The organism is Photobacterium sp. BZF1 (assembly GCF_014349205.1).
In the GTDB taxonomy this organism is placed as follows: Bacteria; Pseudomonadota; Gammaproteobacteria; order Enterobacterales; family Vibrionaceae; genus Photobacterium.
Window position 1 is genome coordinate 1 of record NZ_JACSOF010000016.1, and the last position, 19,970, is coordinate 19,970.

Sequence of the window (19,970 nt, forward strand, 5' to 3'; positions counted from 1 at the left end):
ATTAACCAACATATAAAAAATCCCTACCAACAAAAGCTGGTAGGGATTATTACGCAATATTAGGATCGTTCAAGTGCCTTAAACGATCGGCATTAAGCCAATTGGCTGGGTTTTTTATTACTTGCATGACTGTATATTGATTGCAAAAGCGACCCTGCTGGGCCGCCTTGCGCTAGCGTGAAGTGGCAGAGGCTGTTTTCGACTCCCTGACGTCATCTTCGGTTTCTGTAACCGGTGCTGACGACATTTTCTGGGCAGCCCATACCGAGGCTGGGCTGAGTAGCAAGCCTGCGGCAAAGAACCAGAAGCCCGAGATATCAAACAGCGACAGCATCACAAGCATCAGGGTCATGGTGCTGGCAGTACCCACCACATAGCTCTTGCCGATAAACGAGCGGTACCTCAATGCCATAAGTGACAATGCCATGCTACCACCGAAGACATAGGCACAGGCATAGCCAAAGATAACCAGCGCATTGCTGTTGTCGATAAGGGCATTAAACAGGTACAAGAAGGCAAGCGAGACGACGAACATCACAAGCAGGCCATAGCTTGCTTTATCGACTTTACCCGGTACCAGATACCAGCCATTGTCCATGGTTGGCTTGTTCAGGCGTTGGTACTCATCCTGCTGGCCCTTGACGGTGTAGCGGTGCATCTCGGTTTGCTTGCCAGTTAGTGCAAGGCTGGCAACCCAAGCCACCACACTGTTGACCACAACACCGATCACACAGTACCAAGGCCATGAAATATCGGTAGCAACGGCAACATACCAGATAGCCAGGAAGCTGGCTGCGACACCGATTAATAGGCCTTTTTCGGTAATGTGCTTGGAGTAGAAGCCTAGGACAAACATACAGAAGCTGGCACCAACAAAGTACGAACCGGCTTTACTCAGTACCTCAAGGACCGAACCTGTGCTGGTGGCAAACATCAAGGCAGGGATGATAACCAACAGGGCCCAAGTCACAGTGAAGAAGCGAGATACTTTGAGGTAGTGTTCTTCTGATTCGTTTTGCTTGTAAAAGCGCTTGTAGAAGTCGGCAACCGATACTGTCGCCATCGAGTTGAACGCCGAGTCGAGGCTCGACATACTGGCAGCCAAGATGGCGGCGGCAATGATACCCATCAAGCCCGGAACACCATATTCACTGGCATATTGCAGGATAATGGTATTGCCGTTTTCAAAAGGCTTGCCTTCGTAGTAAGCGTTGAACAGCACACCCAGTACGATAAACAAGAAGTAGATGAAGAAGGCGACATAGCCCATCATCAGCATAGATTTCTTGGCATCACCCATGCTTTTTGCTGCCATACAACGCTGGACCATCATCTGGTTACCGCCGTAAACAGTAGTGTGGAACATGGTCATGGCTATCACACCAGCCCAAACGGTGGTGACCTGGCTGAGATCCATATTGGTCTTGAGCGCGTCGGTCATGCCCTGGGCCTTGAGATCGGCAAGCACTTCGGTCATAGGAGCCGGCATGCCGTTCCACACCGCTTCGATGATAATGAAGGCCCCGATAAACAGGATGAAGGCCTGGATAACGTCAGTCCAGATAACCGCGGCAATCCCCCCCATGACGGTGTATACCAGCGCGATGGCAGTAACAATCATGATGCAGTAGACCACATCGATACCGGTGATGAATTCCAGGATCATAGCGGTTGCATAAAGTACAGCCGCCGAACTCAGTGCCTGCTTCATCAGGAAGATAACCGATAGTGTCAAGCGGGACGCTTTGCCGAAGCGGCGCTCCTGGTATTCGTAGATCGACGTGAGGCCATTGTTGTAGAAGAACGGCATAAACACCGACACGATGAAGAAGATCACCAGCGGGTAGTTGAGGTGGATGGCAATGACCGACAACCCTTCGGTGTATGACCATGCCGGACCACCGAGGAACGACATCGCACTGACATAGGTACTGACGACCGAGATACCAATTGCCCACCAAGGGATATTTTTGTCACCGAGGGCGAACTGCTTTGCCGAGGTGACTTTTTTACCGATGACGGCACCCAGGATCAGGGTGAGAACAATGTAACCACCGAGAATGGTCCAGTTTAATAGTCCGAATTCATGCATAAGCAGGGCCCTCTAGTTGCTCTTTCATCTGCCCGAACAGGTCATAGCCCAGCTGCAACATAATGTGGGCAATATCGATAGCAACCCAGTTTTCCTTGAGCAGTTCACCGTCACGGCGCCAGATATCCATGACCCTAAGCTCAATATGCTTGCCGGTCGGGGCTAATCCCAGCCAGCCGCTATGTCCGGTGTGGGTGCCGTGCATGTGAGGCCAACCGCCTGTGCTTACGTAGTCATTTTGGGCCAAAATATTCAGCTCGATGTCGACGCTGCGGTCCGGGAAGGCGAAAACAAACGGGGCTTGGTGATGGTTGCGGAAACCTTTTATTCCCCGCGTTGTACCGATAGCTGCCGGGCCGTACCACATGAAGTCACTGTGCCAGTAGTTTTCCAGATCCATCGAGTAGAGATCTTTGCCATCGAAGCGGCCAAGGCATCCCAGCATATCCTCGACCAGTTGCTTGCTTTTTTCGCTGCGCTCGGGACACACTTCACCGCGGTTGAAACCATCGGCGGTGGCCGGTGCCATGACCAATCCATCGTGTCCAAGGCTGCGGCGCATCGGATTGACACGGGCCTGGTTCATTGCATCGATAAAGTCTGGGATAAGGTAAGACTCGGTGATCTGGCCGTTCTCAACGCAGACCATCTCGGTATAGCGAAGGTAAAGGGTTTTCCCAGTGGCCGGAATGCCAAACAGGCTGTTTTCGAATGTCCCGACAAAATAACCGGTCGAGTTGTACCAAGTACGTCCTTCATACTCACCATCCATCACAATCAACGGGCGACGCTCCGCATCGGGCAGGGCATGCTTGAGCGGGGCAAGAAACGCTTCGTCGGCAGCCTGTGGCCCGTTTAGGTCATTGACAGGGTGAGCAACACACCATTTAACATCGGCATTAAGGGCATTGCTGGCAACCTCTGCTTGCTCGGACTGGCTGGCAGTGAAGTAATTTTGGTAGAACTTCTCGATGATATTCAGTGACATTTTGCATCCTTACAGTGTTGAGTCTGGGCGGGCTTATTGGCCCTTGTTGTCTTTTTGATATGGATTTAAAAGGCTGAGTAGCGGTTTATCCCTGTTGCAATAGGATTTGTTTCCATACCGCTGTCTGGTCGTATAGCGTGAATTCGCGGCGCAGGCCCCACGGGCCAAACTCGGCATGGCTTATCCCCATCACATACACATCGGCACCGGTAGGTTTGCCAAAAGCACCATAGCCTTCATGTTTGCCTTGCAGCGACCAACGGATAGCAGCACGCGGCGCCATCATTGGATCTTCGCGGCCAATGCGGTGGTGGACGGTAAATTTGGCATTGGGAAAGGCTGAACGTAGCTGCATCCAGAACTGGTCAACTTCATGGTGGGAAAGGGCTGAGTTGCCGCCAGGGTATTCCGCCATACAGGCGCGGTCATAATCTTTGGTAACGGTTGAGAACTCAGCATTCATCAATTTGCGCAGGGTATCTTCGAACCGGCTTCCCCATTCATTGTCATTACCAATTCCAAGATAGGGACCTTCGATATCTTGAGCCGGGGTGAACGGGAATGGGCTCTTTTCAACCCCACCTTCACGTTCGATTAACTGGCGGGCGTATTCTTCCGCACTCAGCCCCAGTTGCTTGGCGATGTCGCCTTGGTCGCGGATCAGCCACTCGTCATTGATTTGGTTGTTAATAGCATGGCAATCGGCAATGATGCGGTAACGGAGTTTGGTACCGCTGGCCTTGCCGTAAACCCCGTCACCTAGGTGGGAAGCTGTCGAAGTAATACGGTGAGAGGAAAGCATGCCTTGTTCTGGACTGCCGCTCCAAATCACGTCTTCTCCGAAGAGGGTACGATCAGGGAACTCTGCCAGTGTCGCCATGGTAGCGCTGATGACACCTTCATTACCGGTTGAGATACCGCTCGGGGTGCGGACGATAATATCGGGTGAGTAGTAGTGGTGGAGGGTATGCAACCCCCGGTCTTCCCAAATCTCCTTGGTAATACCAAGAATGTAATCTGGAAAATCACGCCATCTTGGATCAAAGCCGGCCATGGCCATAAATACCTCCTATCAGTCTGACAAGTTAATAAGTTGTTATGTTTTTGGTTACGTATTCAAACTAGCGGATGTTGCAGATATGTCAACAAACTGTTTTTGGAACAATTGAAAATGCGTGGCGCGGATCAGATTTTTAACAAGTGGTGTTTTTTTATCCTGAAAAGTGATTGCATAAGTGAGTAATTTAATATTCCGTGCAAAGGAGTGCTAAGGCGGGATGGTGGCTAAAATGCTGGATATATGGCAGGGGTAGATAGTTGTTGGATGAAAATGCTGCCTTTCAGGTATACGGCAACAAAAAGAAGGGGGCGAATGCCCCCTTGCAGTATGGTTTATTACAAGCCCGGTAGTGCGAGCGAGAGGGAGGGAATAAACGTTATAAGTGCCAGTGCGACAATCATCGCGCCTATCCAGCCCAAAATGGCACGGGAGAGCTGCTCTATCGGGATTTTGCCGACTTGGCTTGCCATAAATAGATTGGCCCCGAGCGGCGGGGTGACAAAGCCTATTGCCAGGTTGACGATCATAACAATACCGAAGTGAACTGGGTGCATACCCAGTGCTGTTACTATCGGCAGCAAGATTGGCGTCAAGATGACTATGGCGGCCAGAGTTTCCATGAATGTCCCCACAACCAGTAACAATAAATTAATGGCCAGCAGGATGGCTATCTTGTTTTCGGTCAGGGACAAGATGAACTGGGCTATTTCGGTCGGTAGTCTTTCAAGCGTCAGGATCCGGCCGAAGGTTACGGAAGCCCCCACGATGACCAGCACGGCACCGACCAACAACGAGGACTCAAGGATAATCTTGCGGATTTTCTTGGCATCGAGCTCCTTGTAGACAAATACGCCGAAGAACATGCCGTAGGCAACCCCGATAGCGGCAGATTCCGTAGGGGTAAAGATCCCCGAGTAGATCCCACCGAGTATTATCACCGGCAACAGCATCGCCCAAATCGCGTCCTTGATCGCCTGCCATCGTTCTTGCCATGAGTATTTTTTCTCATTGCCAGAGTAGCCCTTGAGCTTGGAGACTATAACGCAATAGGCAATAAGGACGACACCGACCACAATACCCGGCACAATACCTGCCATAAACATAGAGGTTACCGAGACTTCAGCTGTGATGGCATAGACAATCATCACAACACTCGGGGGGATGATCACCCCTATGCCGCCAGAGCAGGCAATAAGCGAACCGGCAAAACTGCGGTCATAGCCTTTTTTGACCATACTCGGGATCATTGTCAGGCCGATTGCCGCCACCGTGGCCGATCCAGTGCCCGAGATTGAGGCAAAGAACATACAGGCTACGATAGCAACAATACCGAGACCACCGGTAAAGTGACCGAAGAATGTCTCGGCAACATGCAGCAAGCGATTGGAAATACCGCCCTGGCTCATCAAGTTACCGGCGAGGGTAAATAGCACCACGGCCAGCAGCGGGAAGGAATCGAGTCCGGTCGCGAGACCCTGTACCAGAAATTCGATATTGAGGAAGGGCAGGCTCAATATGGCGATCATACTGGCACCGGCCAGTGCTATGCCGACTGGCACACCAATCATTAACAACAGGCCAAATGACCCAAACAACAACGCTGATGTCATCCTTGAACCTCCTGGTAAGACTCCCGGGTACCGCGTATCAAGGCGACACGCCGCCAGATGCTCGATGAAAGCCTGATTATATTCAGTACACTACCCACCAAGACGGAGCAGTAGAGTACGGCAATCGGGATTTCCAGCGCCGGGGCTATCTGTCCCAGTGCCAGGCTCCGCATAACGACCTGGTAGCCAAACCATGCGACGGACATCGAAAATGCCATGAAGATCAGGTCGGCGATAACCAACACCACTTCACGGCCCCGCTTGGGCAGTAAGTCGACCAAAACCCGGATCCGAATATGGCGGTCATCCTTGATGCAGTAGCTGATACTGAGGTACATCGCCCAAACGAACAGGTAACGGGCCAGCTCTTCGGCCCAGGGAATGGTTGCGTCAAACAGACGCAACACAATTTGTAGACAGAGCAATCCGGTCATCAGGCTGATCGCAGTAATGATCAGCGTGGGTTCGAAGTGCTTGTCCAACCAACGGACTAACGGCATAGGATCCTTCCCTCAAAGCTGGTGGTTACAGGGCTTCGACTGCAGAGATAACTTGGTCAAATAGCTGTTCGCCTGTGCGCTCACGCAGTGAGTCATAGATAGCCGCATTCATCCGGGTTTTCATCTGATCACGCACAGCCTGGGGTACCTCATTGACTGCCATCCCTTTTTCCTCTAGCTGGGTAATAACGTTGCTGTTCAGTTCGGCAGCAAGTTTGCGTTGCTTGGCAATGGCTTCGACGGTGACCTCATTGATTAGGCTCTGCTGATCTGCGCTTAGGGACTCCCAGAACGGCTTGTTCATAAACAACACGTAGTTGGTATACATGTGGTTGGTCAGTGACAGGTAAGACTGGGCTTCGTAGAAGCGCTCTGCATAAATGGAGTAAAGGCCACTTTCCTGGGCATTGATCAGGCCCTGCTGAAGCGAAGTGAAGATTTCACCCCACGACAGAGGGGTTGGGGCCGTACCGATAGAGCGCCAGGCGCTGATTTGGGTCGGGTTGGAAGCCGCACGGATTTTCAGCCCCTTGAGGTCGTCAACGGTTTCAATTGGTTTGCGGCTGTTGGTGATACTGCGGAAGCCGACCTCCATAAAGCCAAGGCCGTGGAAACCCTTGCTCTCCATAGCACCTAGTAACTGACCACCGATTTCATCGCTGTCGAGTGCCTTGTGGGCGTGATCGGCATCGCGGAACAGGTAGAACACATCAAGCACGTTGAATTCTGGGACAAAAGGAGCCAATAGGATGGATGCGCCGAATGTCATCTGGAGGTTGCCTTGCTGAACCATCTCGGTGGTTTCCCTCACATCACCCAATTGTCTTGCAGGGTATATCTCTACCTCGATTTCCCCGTTGGAGCGGCGCTCGAGTTCTTGTTCGAAATAGACCATGGACTGGTGAACCGGGGAGGTTTCTTGGCTGTCATGGCCGAGACGGATGACCGTGCTTGCATTCGCAGTCAAAGTGGTTGAGAAAAGGATTGTTGAGCAGACGATCGAGACAAACTTACGCATTTTTATCTCCTTTGAATACTGTTATGCATCACAGTAGTTCATTAGTAGGGTTGGTTGTGTTGAATAATTGTTATCTTTTTGCATACGAATCCAAAAATAAATCATAGGCAATTAAAGTCAACATTTATTTAACATAAATGTAGCGAGGTGTGATGTGGCTTTTGCTGAGGCAAAGAAAAACCAGCGCATGACACGCTGGTTTGGGTAGGGTTTAGCAAGGGGCTTAGGCTAGGGTACTGCTTCGTTCGATGACCACACCCTGGCGCATCAGGTACTCGCCGCTCGCTTCTTGCTCTTGCTGGATACGCGAGAGCAAATCATCGACGGCAAGTTGGGTGATCTGATCCAGCGGCTGGGCGATGGTTGTCAGGCTATAGCCCGGCCAACTTGCCATCGGGATGTCGTCGACTCCCATTACGGCATAGTCCCCAGGGACTGCCTTACCAGCCTGGCGAAGGCCGTCAATTACCCCGAGGGCGAGGATATCGTTGGCGCAGAAGATAGCTTGGGGCTGGTGGGGCTTGGCAAGGATCTCGCTGGCTGCGGCGAGGCCTGACTCGAAGTTATACTGGCACTGGATGTAATCGGGGGCCGGTAGGCCAAGCTCACTTAGCCGCTTGGAGAATCCCTTCCAGCGTTCCTCACTGGTCATCGACCCTGCATCACCGCTGATGTATATCATCCGCTCGAACCCTTTGCCGTGTAGGTAATCGGCAGCCTGGATACCGGCATGGAGGTTGTCCAAGCCAACACTGTTGGCGGTTACCCCTTCTATGTAGCGGTTGATCAGGCACAAATGGACGCCGAATTTTTCACACTGGGCAAATGCCCGGCTTGTCAGGCGGCTGGTGGCAATGATCAGGCCATCGACCTGATATTCGATGGCACGGGAAATGGCCAAATCCAGATCATCCTTGTCGATCGGGCAGAGTACAACCTGCCCGCCGCGTTTTTGGATGGCACTGGCCAATTTGCGGGTCTGCAAATCGTACATCGGGTTGCTCTCGCTATCGAGGGCGATGGCAACCAACCCGGAACGATTGGAGATCAGGCTTCTTGCGATGGCATTGGGTGTATAACCCAGCTTGTTTGCCGCATCGAGCACCATCTGGCGTTTCTTTTCGCTAATACTGGCCTTGGGGTTGAATGCCCTTGATACCGTAGATTGGGAAACGCCCAGCATTTTGGCAACATCGACCGAGGTGACTTTGGCCTTGATAACGACCTCCTTAGTGTAAACTTCGCGCCTTACAAGGCGGCGCGCTGTCGGTTAAATCCATCAATAATCATTTTATGCTCAGACGCCAGGCCAAAGAAAGAGACCCCGGCCTCTTTCCAAGCAGAAATTTGACTGGCATCAGCGACGAACATGCCTACCGGTTTGTTGTTTCGCTTGGCGGCCTCAATGACTTTCAAACTGGCGTCCCTTACCACATCGGCTTGAACCGAGGGAGCCCCATAGGCTACGGCAAGGTCGACCTGGCCGATGAACAAGGCATCGATACCCTCGACGGCTGCAATAGCATCGACATTATCGACACCTTCAGGGTCCTCTATCTGGGCAACAACAGTGGTGGCTGTTTTACTCGTAGCAAGGTGTTCGGCCATCGGCTTGGTCGCATAGTTGGCTGCACGGGTTGAGCCGGCATAGCCACGACCATTTTCACCGTAGTGGCTGCGCTTGACGATTTCCTCGGCTTGGCTGGCAGAGCATACATGGGGCACCTGGATACCTGTTGCCCCGCAGTCCAGGGCATTGAGTATGGTTGACGGTGCCGCATCCGGGATCCTGACAAGTGCCGGTAGTCCTGATAACCGTGCGGTCATGATGCAGAGATCCAAGGAAGCCCTGTCATAAGGCGAATGCTCGGCATCCAAGATCAGGAAATCCAGCTCGGCTAGAGCTAATACTTCAATGATATGGGGATGCGGGGTTTTAACGAAAGTCCCAAGTTGTACGGGTTGTTGAAGTTGTGATGAAAAGCGCATAACGGTTCCTTGTTACTTGGTTTTTGTATTGGAAAGGTATGCAAGATAAATATCCTTAAATTAACTTTTTGGCAACAATGGTGAGGTGAAAACATCGACTTAATCGGGTCAATAGCGCTGGTTATAACTGCCTACGATCTGGAGTGATTAACTTAAATTCAGTTAAATCAGTAGGATAAAAAATATCTTTGGTTTGGTGATGTTTTTGTTTGCTTGTTGTAAATTTTTTGTTTAATGTATTTTGCATTCGTAGTCATTTGGTTGTTTAGTCCTATCCAACCAGCTGGAATAAAGTCAGAACGATAAAAAAATTTTTCATAACAATGCATACGTAATCAAAACTGAAGCAAGGAGAAACATACATGGCTCGTTTTCTGAAAGAAGGCATCACAGAAGAAGTTTCAGCATCCAATGACGCAAAGGTACGCGGTATCGTTGAGGGGATCCTTGGGGATATCCAACAGCGTGGCGACAGCGCTGTGCGTGAGTTATCGGAAAAATTTGATAACTGGTCACCAGCCCAGTTCCGCCTGTCAGAGGAGCAAATCCAGGCCTGTATCGATAGCCTGGACGATGCGACGCGCCATGATATCGAGTTTGCCCAAGAGCAGGTCCGCAACTTTGCCCAGATCCAGCGTGATTCAATGAAAGATGTTGAAGTCGAAACGCTGCCGGGTGTTGTGCTGGGCCACAAGAACGTACCGGTAAACAGTGTTGGCTGTTACATCCCTGGCGGTAAGTACCCGCTGGTTGCTTCTGCACACATGAGTGTCCTGACTGCCAAAGTTGCCGGTGTTAAACGTGTTATTGCCTGTGCTCCTCCATTCAACGGTGAGCCGAACCCTGCCATTGTAGCCGCAATGGCGATGGCCGGAGCCGATGAAATCTATTGCTTTGGTGGTGTTCAGGCCGTTGGTGCAATGGCCTTGGGAACCGAATCAATCCTGCCTGTTGATATGATTGTCGGCCCTGGTAACGCCTTTGTTGCCGAAGCTAAGCGCCAACTGTTTGGCCGAGTGGGTATCGACTTGTTTGCAGGTCCAACCGAAACATTGGTTATTGCAGATGAGCAAGGTTGTGACCCTGAACTGGCTGCCGCTGATCTACTAGGCCAAGCTGAGCACGGCTACAACTCTCCTGCGGTCCTTTTGACAAACTCAGAGCAGTTTGCCATTGAGACCATCAAAGAGATCGAGCGTCAGCTGACAATCTTGCCGACAGCGGAAGTGGCTGGTAAGGCGTGGGATGATTACGGCCAGGTGATTGTCTGTGACAGCTACGAAGAAATGGTGGAAGTTGCTGATGATATTGCTTCCGAGCACGTCCAGGTAATGACCCGCGACCCACAGTACTTCCTTGAGAATATGACTAACTACGGTGCGCTGTTCCTGGGACGTGAAACCAATGTTTCCTACGGTGACAAGTGTATCGGTACCAACCATACCCTTCCGACCAAGAAAGCGGCTCGTTATACCGGCGGCCTATGGGTTGGTAAGTTCATCAAGACCTGTACCTACCAGCGCGTAACGGCAGAGGCTTCGCTGAAAGTCGGTGAATACTGCTCGCGTCTATGTGCACTGGAAGGTTTTGCCGGCCATAAAGAGCAAGCAGATATCCGTGTCCGCCGATACAAGAAACTGGACGAGGAGGGCGCGTTGTCATGAGCAAACTCGCTCTGGTAACGGGTGGGAGTGGCGGCCTGGGGGCCGCCATCAGCCAGCACCTCGCCCAATCAGGTTACCAAGTTATCCTTACCTTCAATGCCAATGCCGAGGCGGCCAACCAGGTGCTTGCCGGCATGGCAGGTCAGGGGCATCGTAGTTGCAAACTCGATGTGTCCGATAGCCAAAGCATTCAATCTTTGGCTGACCAACTGGCGGCTGACGGGCAGGGGCTGGATCTGCTGGTCAACTGTGCCGGGACTACGCAGTATGTGGCCCACGATGATTTGGTCTCGTTGACAGACGAGCTTATCGACCAGATCTTCGAAGTCAATGTCCGAGCCCCGTTTGCCATGGTCCGCGCCATGCGCCCTTTGCTGGAAGGCAAGAACGGTTGTGTGGTCAATATTACCTCTATAGCCGCGCAGACGGCGATGGGCAGCAATATTGCCTACTGTGCCAGCAAGGCTGCTGTTGAAAACATGACCCGTTCACTGGCACGGGCTTTGGCCCCCGATATTCGCGTACTTGCGGTTGCACCGGGCTTGGTCGATACCGAGTTTGTCAAAGGGCTGGATAGTGAGTGGCGTGACCAGCAAGAGCAATCAACACCGCTGAAAAGGCTGGCCAATGCAGAGGAAGTGGCAAAAGCCGTTGTCGTGGCTGCCGAGCAAATGACGTTTTCTACCGGTACGACACTGGCGGTAGATGGTGGCCGCCCGCTGGGAGCCTAGCGTGGGAGCGGGTGCTCAATTGCAAGCTATCCTCTCTGTTACCAAAAGGATATGGAAAATGAACTTACAACAAGAAATTAATCAACAACTTGTCCGTTACATGGAATTGATCCCGGGTACCAGTGCGTTTATCGATGCGCGCACGCCGGGCAGCCACCTGAAAGATAATTTTTGTATTATTGGGGCCGGTGTAGCCGAAAGCAGCCGCCAGCACGTGCATATCCGAGATACCGCTGGCTTCAATATTGGAGCAGCAGGCCAGCCGCCGGGGATCAAAAACTCCCTTCATTCCCACCGCACGGCTGAATTGTTTGTGGTGTTCAAGGGCCAGTTCCGCCTCTACTGGGGCAATGATGGCGAGCATGATGCGGTATTGTCCAAAGGCGATGTGATTTCTATCCCGACCAACCTGTTCCGCGGCTTTGAAGTTGTCGGCCGCGATTATGGCTTTATGTATTCCGTGCTGGGCGGGGATGATTCGGGCGGCGGTGTCATTTGGCATCCCCAAGTCATCAAGAATAGCCAGGGCCACGGTTTATACCTACGCGCTGATGGTAGCCTAGCAGATACCCAGGCAGGTGATGAGGTCCCGACCGAAGATGAATTGATGCCATTGCTGACCGAACAGCAAATGCAGCAGTTTGACACCTATACCACAGAGCAGATGATGCCGTTTGTAGCCCTGCAGAAGGACTACCGCCCTGTGGCGAATGATTTTGCCGGCGTGGAGTATCAACAATTTGCCCTGACCGGCAGTCCTCTTGCTAACTACGACTATCAGGTCAAAAGCCATGACGATGTCAGTATTCAGGCTTATAAGCTGGAAAATCAGGCCAAGCTACCTATGCATACCCGCAAGGAGAAGCAGGTACTGATTAACTTCAGCGGTGATACCGAGGTAGAAATCAGCCATCAGGGGGAGTCAGCCACAGTATTGTTGACCACCGGTGATGTCCTCAATGTCCCTGTTGGTGCAGCAATCAGCCTTGCCAATGTCCGCGGCGAAAGTTTTACCTACTGCATTCTTGGTAGTGACCAACCAGAAAAGCCAGAGGTATTGTGATGAACCAATCCCTCCCGCTATTGTGGTTACCCGGTTTGCTGTGCGACCAGCAACTTTTTGAGCCGGTCAATGCTCTTTTGCCGAAGCAGGTCGCTCCCGAGTGTGCCAGCCTGGATGTGGTCGATTCTATGCAGGCGCTCGCCAACAAGGTATTGGAAGAGGCACCGGAGAGCTTCATCCTCGGTGGCTTGTCGATGGGAGGGATACTGGCTTTCGAAGTCTATCGTCAGGCGCCGGAAAGGGTAAAGGGGTTGGTGTTGATTGATACCAACGCCGCCGACGAGATGCCTGCCGTAACCGAGAAACGCGATGCATTGGTGGACCGTGCAATAGCCGGTGAATTTTCTGCCATTACGCGAGAGGTTTTGCTCCCTGTCCTTATCCATCCAAGCCGTATGGCGGATGTAACCTTGACTGACTCGATATGCGGTATGGCCGACAACATCGGTATCGAAGCTTTCATCGCCCATGCCAAGGCATTGGCAACCCGGCCAGATGCCAGACCTATGCTGGCGGATATCCGGGTGCCGAGTTTGGTCATCTGCGGCAGGGACGATGCCTTATGTCCGGTGTCGAACCACTTGAAAATGGCAGAGCATATCCCGCAAGTAAGCTTGCACATACTCAATGATTGCGGCCATTTAGCCACGATGGAGCGCCCGCATGATGTGGCGCAGCACATTAGCCACTGGATAGAGGCTAATTGGCAGCGAGGCGGAGAAACCGGGTAATTGATTTTCATTGTTAGTGTTTGTTTGCTAGTTCCTATTCGGCCCGCTATCTTAGCGGGCTTTTTTTAGTATTAAGTGTGAATTTATATTCTCTAAATGTGATTTTTTTTGCTGTTTGGGCTTGTCTCTGAAAGATATATCGATATAATCGCGCTATTGAGAAATTATTCACTTTTATTGAAAGTGTAATCATTCAGGAAGCAGTAGAATGACAGATACCCTTTTAGCGCAAAACAACCACAAGACCAGCAGGAATGTGCTGATGTTCGCCATTCCATCGATACTGGGCTTGTTCTTCTTCTTGGCGCCGCTGACCGTCAACGGTGACTTTACCTTCCCGTTAGCCCTTATGGCTAAAGGCTTCAAGGCTGTGCTGGGTGACGCTATCCTGCCGTTGGTGACGGCGGTGATCTGTTTGTCTGCTGCTGTTTCAGTATTGGCAAGTGTGGCAAAGCCTACTTTTGTAACTCAATCTCCTTTGCTAACTCGCCTTTTCCTACTGAGTCCGACTTGGTTGGTTATTCGTACCTTGGGTGCAGTATTTACTTTGGCGGCACTTCACCAGGTAGGCCCAGAAATGTTCTGGAATGAAAATACCGGTGGTTTGGTGTTGCATGATCTGTTGCCTTCCTTGTTTGTCACTTTCATCTTTGCCGGTTTGCTACTGCCGCTACTGCTTAATTTCGGCCTGCTGGAGCTGCTAGGTACCTTGCTGAGTAAGTTCATGCGTCCTGTATTCAGGTTACCGGGCCGCGCTGCGATTGACTGTATTTCATCTTGGTTGGGTGACGGTACGGTTGGGGTAATCTTGACCAGTAAGCAGTACGAGCAGAAAAAGTACACAGCCCGTGAAGCTGCTGTTGTTGCGACCATGTTCTCACCGGTTGGTATTTCTTTCTCGCTGGTGGTACTGACCCAGGTTGGCCTGCAGAATTACTTCGTGCCTTTCTATGCTGCGATTTGTTTGTCAGGCGTAGTTGCAGCCATGGTGATTCAGTTCCTGCCGCCACTGTCATACAAAAAAGATGTCTATATCGATGGTACTGCACCTAACCGTGATGACGAGCTGGTACCTGAAGGCCAGTCAGCCATGAGTTTTGGTATGGACCTAGCCCTGCAGCGTGCTGATAAAGTGAAAAGCCTTGGCTCGGTAGCCAAAGAGGGTTTCCACAACGCGCTGGATATGGTGATTGGTGTCCTGCCAGTGGTGATGGCAATCGGTACACTTGGCCTGGTTGTTGCTGAAACGACTCCTCTGTTCTCGCTACTTGGCGCTCCATTTGTTCCACTACTAGAGCTACTTAACGTGGCTGAGGCACAAGCGGCAGCGCAGACCATGCTGGTAGGTTTCACCGACATGTATGTACCGTCAATTATTGCAGCCTCTAGCATCAACGCTGAGCTGACCAAGTTTGTTGTAGCAGCACTATCTGTTACCCAGCTGATTTTCATGTCAGAAACAGGCTCGGTTATCCTTAGCAGCAAGGTGCCAATTAACTTCCTTGAATTGGTTGCAATCTTCGTTCTGCGTACACTAGTGACACTGCCGATTATCGTTGCGATTGCACACCTAATTTTCTAAAGCCCTAGGCTAGAAAAAACAAACTGCTCCTCTCCCCATTGCCCGGTCTTAGTACCGGGCAATTATTTGCACGACCTTTTTATCTTCCCTTGCTGCCAACTCCGGCAACTTAATCGACAGCTCTGCCCCGATATGGCTAAGCACTAAATCAAATAAGTGGAACAAGGTATCTGACGCTTCCAGCGAGAACTGGTAGAGGTGGTATTTGACCAATTCCTTATCGTGGGCGTTTAAATCGATATTTTCATACTGGATAAACAAATTATCAATGATGAGCGGCGGCACGGCAGGATCATCCGGTAAATGCAGTTGTGCCATTCTACGTTTGAGGATCTGGGCGTGGAGCCCAAGCTCCCTAGCCATTACATCACTACCCATCTTGTAATTCTCAATCGCGTAACGGAACCGGCTCAGGCTGTCTATGGCATTGAGCATCACAGGCCACGTACCTTGGTAGTGTTTGAATAAATCTTCTTTCTCTGAGGTGATCAAGCACTGGGTTAGGGTATCGTCAATGAGATAGAGAACATGGCGGATCGCTTTGCCATGGGTGGATTGGTTGCGCTGGACAGAATATCTTGGCCACTCATCCAAAATCGTTCCCAGCTGTTTGTCGAGAATACGGTACATCGGTTTATTGGCGGTTTCTGCCTGGTTGATCAAGCTATGGATCAAGGTCTTGATCGCAATAGATTCACTAAGGCTCTCCGAACGCGGTGGAACGCTTTTCAGGGCTTGGTGTGACTGGCGGCGATGGAAACGCAGTAAGTGGATGAGCTGGCGCAGGCCGATAATTTGGTTAAAACGGCTTTGCAGTATATCGCGTTGCTGGCGGGAGCGAATGATGACGGTACCAAGCGCTATGCCGACTAGGCAGAGGGTAAGAATAAAGTAGAGCATGCAGCCTCCCTAAACACACGAGTCCGGTTCTGGTTAGTAAAGCTGCAAGCATTATTCCATGATGGTTCAGATGACGGAAATATTTAATCTTTAATTATCAATGGCTTATATTGGTGTGTTCGCTGGGTCTATAAGACGAGGTCGATAATGGTGCAGTGGTGGTGCAGGAATGTCATATCTTGGTGCAGAAGCTGATACCGGTGAAGCCGTACCTGAAAAGCTTAGGGGGAGAGCTATAGTCAGCAACTTGTAATAAAAAAGGCTCCCTGTTGGGAGCCTTGAATTAGGGGGAAATTGTTACCCGTTGCTTAAGAGTTTGAAATCGGGTGTAGGTGGACTTCTTCTTCTTTCTCACCCGCATGCGGGTCGTTGAAGCGGTCGATATCCATCTCACCTTCAGATTTCGCAACGATACAGGTTACACAGCTGTCACCCGTGATGTTAACTGCAGTACGGATCATATCCAGCAGACGGTCAACACCCATGATAATAGCGATACCTTCAACTGGCAGGCCAACCTGGTTCAATACCATTGCCAGCATGATTAGGCCCACACCTGGTACACCAGCAGTACCGATCGAAGCCAGGGTTGCCGTTGCAATGACCATTAGGTAATCACCCATGGTCAGGTCGATGTTAAATGCCTGGGCAATGAAGGCCGTCGCCACGCCTTGCATAATCGCAGTACCATCCATGTTGATGGTTGCGCCTAGCGGTACAGTGAATGAGGCGATACGGTTCTTAACACCAAGACGTTTGGTCGCTGTTTCCATGGTGACTGGAATAGTCGCGTTTGAAGAAGCCGTTGAGAAAGCGAACATGATCGCGTCTTCCATCTTCTTCAGGAACAGTTTCGGGCTCAAACCGGTGAAGATCTTGAACAGTGAACCGTAAACAACGATACCGTGCAGCAGCAGGGTACAAGTCAGTACCAGGAAGTAACCGAATAGGTTGAAAATCGCATCAAGACCTAGGCCTGTGAACAGTTTTGCCATCAGGAAGAATACACCGAATGGGGCGATGTTCATCAGCAGGGCAACCAACTTCATGATCACTTCGTTCAGATCAGCGAAGATACCGGCAATACGCTCGCCCGGCTTACCCGCAGCACTGATAGCAATACCGAACAGGATAGCGAACACGATGATTTGCAGCGTGTTACCGTTAGCCATCGAGCTGATTGGGTTGGTCGGGAACATGTCGATAATGACCTGGCCCAGTGACGGCGCTTCTCTAGAAGCAAAAGTGGTTGCGGCAGAAAGGTCTGCGCCTGCACCTGGCTTGAACACGTTACCCATGACCAGTGCCAGTGTGATGGCAATTGCGGTCGTAGTTAGGTAGAACGCCAACGTTTTACCGCCTAGGCGGCCCAGTGTGCTGATGTCTTTAAGTGTACTTGTACCGCATACCAGCGAGACAAATACCAATGGCACGACTAGCATCTTCAAGCTTGCGATGAAGATTGCACCGCCAACCTCGAACAGGCCATTCACAATATATTCGTGGACAAAAGATGATTCAGCAAAAAGTGAACGAATAATGAATCCTGTCAAGATGCCCAGAACCATACCCAGGATAACGCGGCCGGTCAGGGACATTTTTTTCTTTTGTGCTTGCATGAATAAAACACTCCTTATAATTATTCACTCTGAAAATCTTTCACCAGAGCGCGGAGCAGGTTAACAGCACTTCACGTGTTAAAGCGAAGTAAAATGCCGTGCAATAATCAAAGATATGTTTCAGATCACACTTTTTTAGACAGTACGATATTCCGAAAACATATTTATTAACTGAATTTTAACGCACTCGGCAGTTTTTGGCCGTTTTTTGTGCTGATAAATCGATTTGAGCGAAAATATGCTAAGGTTTCGCCGAGTTTACACCTGATTTTAGGTGTCAGGGAAAGCCACTGTTAACATTCGCTTTTGTAGGATTTCATGGGGTTGAATGCCTAGAAAGGATTAGGTGTGACGAGAAGGTTAAATTCGCTGCGAAAAGGGTTGTCGGGTAGTGGTTAATTCTAATATTTAGCCAAAATTTGGGTGGGGTGTTTGGTCGGGTTGTATTGGAATATATATTTATCCCGAATGTGTTTTTAGGGTATGAAGTCTGGGGTATAGCAAACCAGCACCATCTGATAACAGATATGCTGGTTGCTATATATAAGCTTATGATTTTAAAGCTTATGCTGCCGTGGTTACGGTATCTTCCAATAGCATGTCGATACGTGAAACGTAATCGTGGTACTCGGCAGTATTGTCTTTGGCGTAATGGAAGTTACGGAAGTAACGCGTCATGGCCGTAAAGTACTTACGTGCTTCGGCTTTATCAGCAAAGTCATATTCAGTGCGGATGACTTTCACCACCTTGGCAAAGATGAATTGCTGGCGCTCAAAACTACATGACGCATCGACCTCGTCGAAGGCATCTTGCTGTAGGTAAACCATGTCAAGGAACAGTGCTTTCTGGTAAACGACGTAGTCTTCGAGCGAAATACCTTCCTCACCGGTTACCTGCATCATCTGGCCGATGCTGTCACCGGTCGATAGCAGTGCTTTCATTTCCTTGACTGTTGGTACCCATTCAGGACCTAGGTTTTCGGCATACCAGTCTTCAAGCTGGTCGAGGTAACGTGACCAGGAAATCAACGGGTCAATTGCCGGGTAGAAGCGCTTGTAGGCGCGGTCATACGACAGGCCAAGGAAGGTCTTAACGGTACCTAGGGTCGACTGTGTGACCGGCTCTTCGAAGTTACCGCCGGCAGGGGAAACCGAACCGATCATCGTCAGTGAGCCGTCAGTGCCGTTTTCGTTGTCAACCACGCCACAGCGCTCGTAAACGCCCTTGATAGCCGAGTCCATGTACGCTGGGAAACCTTCTTCGCCAGGGATCTCTTCTAGGCGGTTCGACGTTTCACGCATTGCCTGTGCCCAACGAGACGTTGAGTCAGCCAATAGCAAGACGTTATAGCCCATCTGGCGGTAGTACTCGCCCAGGGTCAGGCCGGTATAAATAGAGGCCTCGCGGGCAGCAACCGGCATGGACGAGGTATTACAGATGATCACGGTACGGTCAATCAGGGTACCGCCGTGTTTAGGATCCGGTAGGTGAGGGAATTCTTCAATGGTTTCAACTACTTCACCAGCACGCTCACCACAGGCAACCACGATAACAATGTCGGCATCACAGTAACGGGAGATACCGTGCTGAAGAACCGTTTTCCCTGAGCCGAATGGCCCCGGTACACAGCCAGTTCCGCCACGGGCAATCGGGAAGAAAGTATCAATGGTACGGGTTGTTGTAACCAGTGGCTCATTCGGGAATTTACGCTGGGTCTTTCCGCCGTTTTTGGTCAGGGTGTTGGCGATAGACTGGCGGACTGGCCACTTCTGGACCATGGTCAGGTTATGCTCTTTACCTCGGTTATCGGTAATGTGGGCAACGACGGTATCAACGGTAAAGTTACCTTCTTGGATCCAGGTAACTTCGACTTCACCTTTAATATAGAAGGGCACCATGATCTGGTGGGTAAAACGGCCTTCTTGTACTGTACCAAGCGATTGACCGGCACGGAGTTTGTCACCTTTCTTGGCAACGGCAGTAAAGGCCCAGGTTTCTGCTTTATCTAGGGCATCAACCTGCACACCGCGTTTAAGGAATTTACCGTGGATCTGTGCCAGACGCTCTAGTGGATTTTGCAGGCCATCATAGATTTGCGCCAAGATACCCGGACCCAAGTCGAGGCTGAGCATTTCGCCGGTTTGGATGATGCTGTCACCGACAGCAACACCCCGGGTGTCTTCATAAACCTGGATGTCGGCGGAATCACCGCGAACACGCAAGATTTCTGCCATTAGCATTTCATCAAGGCCATCGGTCTGCTTGCGGCTTGGCAGTACATAAACGACTTCATTTTTTACCAGTTGACCTTTTTCCCCATCGTTGAGGCGAATGGTCAGCGTGTCGCCAATGACAGCCGTAACGTGGGCTGTCGGCGTTTTATTGATTAATTCTGTGCTCATTGAACAACCTGTTTTCAAAA

General features: G+C 50.8%; 15 protein-coding genes and 1 pseudogene. 5 read left to right on the forward strand and 11 right to left on the reverse strand.

Annotated elements, in window-relative coordinates; translation table 11 throughout:
• Positions 1-507 precede the first annotated feature (507 nt).
• From BIZ37_RS05135 to BIZ37_RS05170, 8 genes and pseudogenes are all read right to left on the reverse strand, one after another.
• Positions 508-2,092, reverse strand: a pseudogene (locus tag BIZ37_RS05135) (sodium/solute symporter); the annotation flags it as partial.
• Positions 2,085-3,080, reverse strand: a complete 996-nt coding sequence (locus BIZ37_RS05140; RefSeq protein WP_187460580.1) for an ester cyclase — start codon at positions 3,078-3,080, stop codon at positions 2,085-2,087. The gene BIZ37_RS05140 and the pseudogene BIZ37_RS05135, both read right to left, overlap by 8 nt.
• Before the next feature lie 85 nt (positions 3,081-3,165).
• A complete protein-coding gene (locus tag BIZ37_RS05145; protein WP_187460581.1) occupies positions 3,166-4,140 on the reverse strand; it encodes an ester cyclase in 975 nt (324 codons plus the stop codon).
• A 335-nt stretch (positions 4,141-4,475) separates the two neighbouring features.
• Positions 4,476-5,750 (reverse strand): TRAP transporter large permease, encoded by a 1,275-nt coding sequence (locus tag BIZ37_RS05150; RefSeq protein ID WP_107301366.1) that lies wholly within the window; start codon positions 5,748-5,750, stop codon positions 4,476-4,478.
• Positions 5,747-6,250: a TRAP transporter small permease gene (locus BIZ37_RS05155; protein ID WP_187460582.1), complete on the reverse strand. Its 504-nt coding sequence runs from the start codon at positions 6,248-6,250 to the stop codon at positions 5,747-5,749. Before BIZ37_RS05155 ends, BIZ37_RS05150 begins: the two co-directional genes overlap by 4 nt.
• 25 nt (positions 6,251-6,275) lie before the next feature.
• Positions 6,276-7,268, reverse strand: coding sequence for a TRAP transporter substrate-binding protein (locus tag BIZ37_RS05160; RefSeq protein ID WP_187460583.1), 993 nt, complete (start codon positions 7,266-7,268; stop codon positions 6,276-6,278).
• Positions 7,269-7,491: 223 nt separating this feature from the next.
• Positions 7,492-8,451, reverse strand: a complete 960-nt coding sequence (locus tag BIZ37_RS05165) for a LacI family DNA-binding transcriptional regulator (RefSeq protein WP_107301363.1) — start codon at positions 8,449-8,451, stop codon at positions 7,492-7,494.
• Between the two features lie 65 nt (positions 8,452-8,516).
• Positions 8,517-9,257 (reverse strand): HpcH/HpaI aldolase/citrate lyase family protein, encoded by a 741-nt coding sequence (locus BIZ37_RS05170; protein ID WP_187460584.1) that lies wholly within the window; start codon positions 9,255-9,257, stop codon positions 8,517-8,519.
• Between the two features lie 362 nt (positions 9,258-9,619).
• Between BIZ37_RS05170 and hisD the strand changes: the two genes are divergently transcribed.
• From hisD to BIZ37_RS05195, 5 genes are all read left to right on the forward strand, one after another.
• Entirely contained in the window at positions 9,620-10,921 is a 1,302-nt protein-coding gene (gene hisD, locus BIZ37_RS05175) for a histidinol dehydrogenase (protein ID WP_187460585.1), read from the forward strand.
• Positions 10,918-11,652, forward strand: coding sequence for an SDR family NAD(P)-dependent oxidoreductase (locus BIZ37_RS05180; RefSeq protein WP_187460586.1), 735 nt, complete (start codon positions 10,918-10,920; stop codon positions 11,650-11,652). The genes hisD and BIZ37_RS05180 overlap by 4 nt, the downstream gene beginning before the upstream one ends.
• A 58-nt stretch (positions 11,653-11,710) precedes the next feature.
• A complete protein-coding gene (locus BIZ37_RS05185; RefSeq protein WP_187460587.1) occupies positions 11,711-12,715 on the forward strand; it encodes a cupin domain-containing protein in 1,005 nt (334 codons plus the stop codon).
• Positions 12,715-13,446 carry an alpha/beta fold hydrolase gene (locus tag BIZ37_RS05190; protein WP_187460588.1) on the forward strand — a complete coding sequence of 244 codons (732 nt, stop codon included), beginning with the start codon at positions 12,715-12,717 and terminating at the stop codon, positions 13,444-13,446. The genes BIZ37_RS05185 and BIZ37_RS05190 overlap by 1 nt, the downstream gene beginning before the upstream one ends.
• A gap of 208 nt (positions 13,447-13,654) precedes the next feature.
• Positions 13,655-15,028, forward strand: a complete 1,374-nt coding sequence (locus BIZ37_RS05195; protein ID WP_107301528.1) for a YjiH family protein — start codon at positions 13,655-13,657, stop codon at positions 15,026-15,028.
• 48 nt (positions 15,029-15,076) lie between these two features.
• On the opposite strand, the gene BIZ37_RS05200 is transcribed toward BIZ37_RS05195, so the two are convergent.
• The 3 genes from BIZ37_RS05200 to BIZ37_RS05210 all read right to left on the reverse strand — a co-directional run bounded on the left by BIZ37_RS05200 (position 15,077) and on the right by BIZ37_RS05210 (position 19,950).
• Positions 15,077-15,928 carry a hypothetical protein gene (locus BIZ37_RS05200; RefSeq protein ID WP_107301529.1) on the reverse strand — a complete coding sequence of 284 codons (852 nt, stop codon included), beginning with the start codon at positions 15,926-15,928 and terminating at the stop codon, positions 15,077-15,079.
• Positions 15,929-16,236: 308 nt separating this feature from the next.
• A complete protein-coding gene (locus BIZ37_RS05205) occupies positions 16,237-17,547 on the reverse strand; it encodes a dicarboxylate/amino acid:cation symporter (protein WP_107301530.1) in 1,311 nt (436 codons plus the stop codon).
• A gap of 564 nt (positions 17,548-18,111) precedes the next feature.
• On the reverse strand, positions 18,112-19,950 hold the full coding sequence (locus tag BIZ37_RS05210; RefSeq protein WP_187460589.1) for a V-type ATP synthase subunit A: 1,839 nt from the start codon (positions 19,948-19,950) through the stop codon (positions 18,112-18,114).
• Positions 19,951-19,970: the final 20 nt, after the last annotated feature.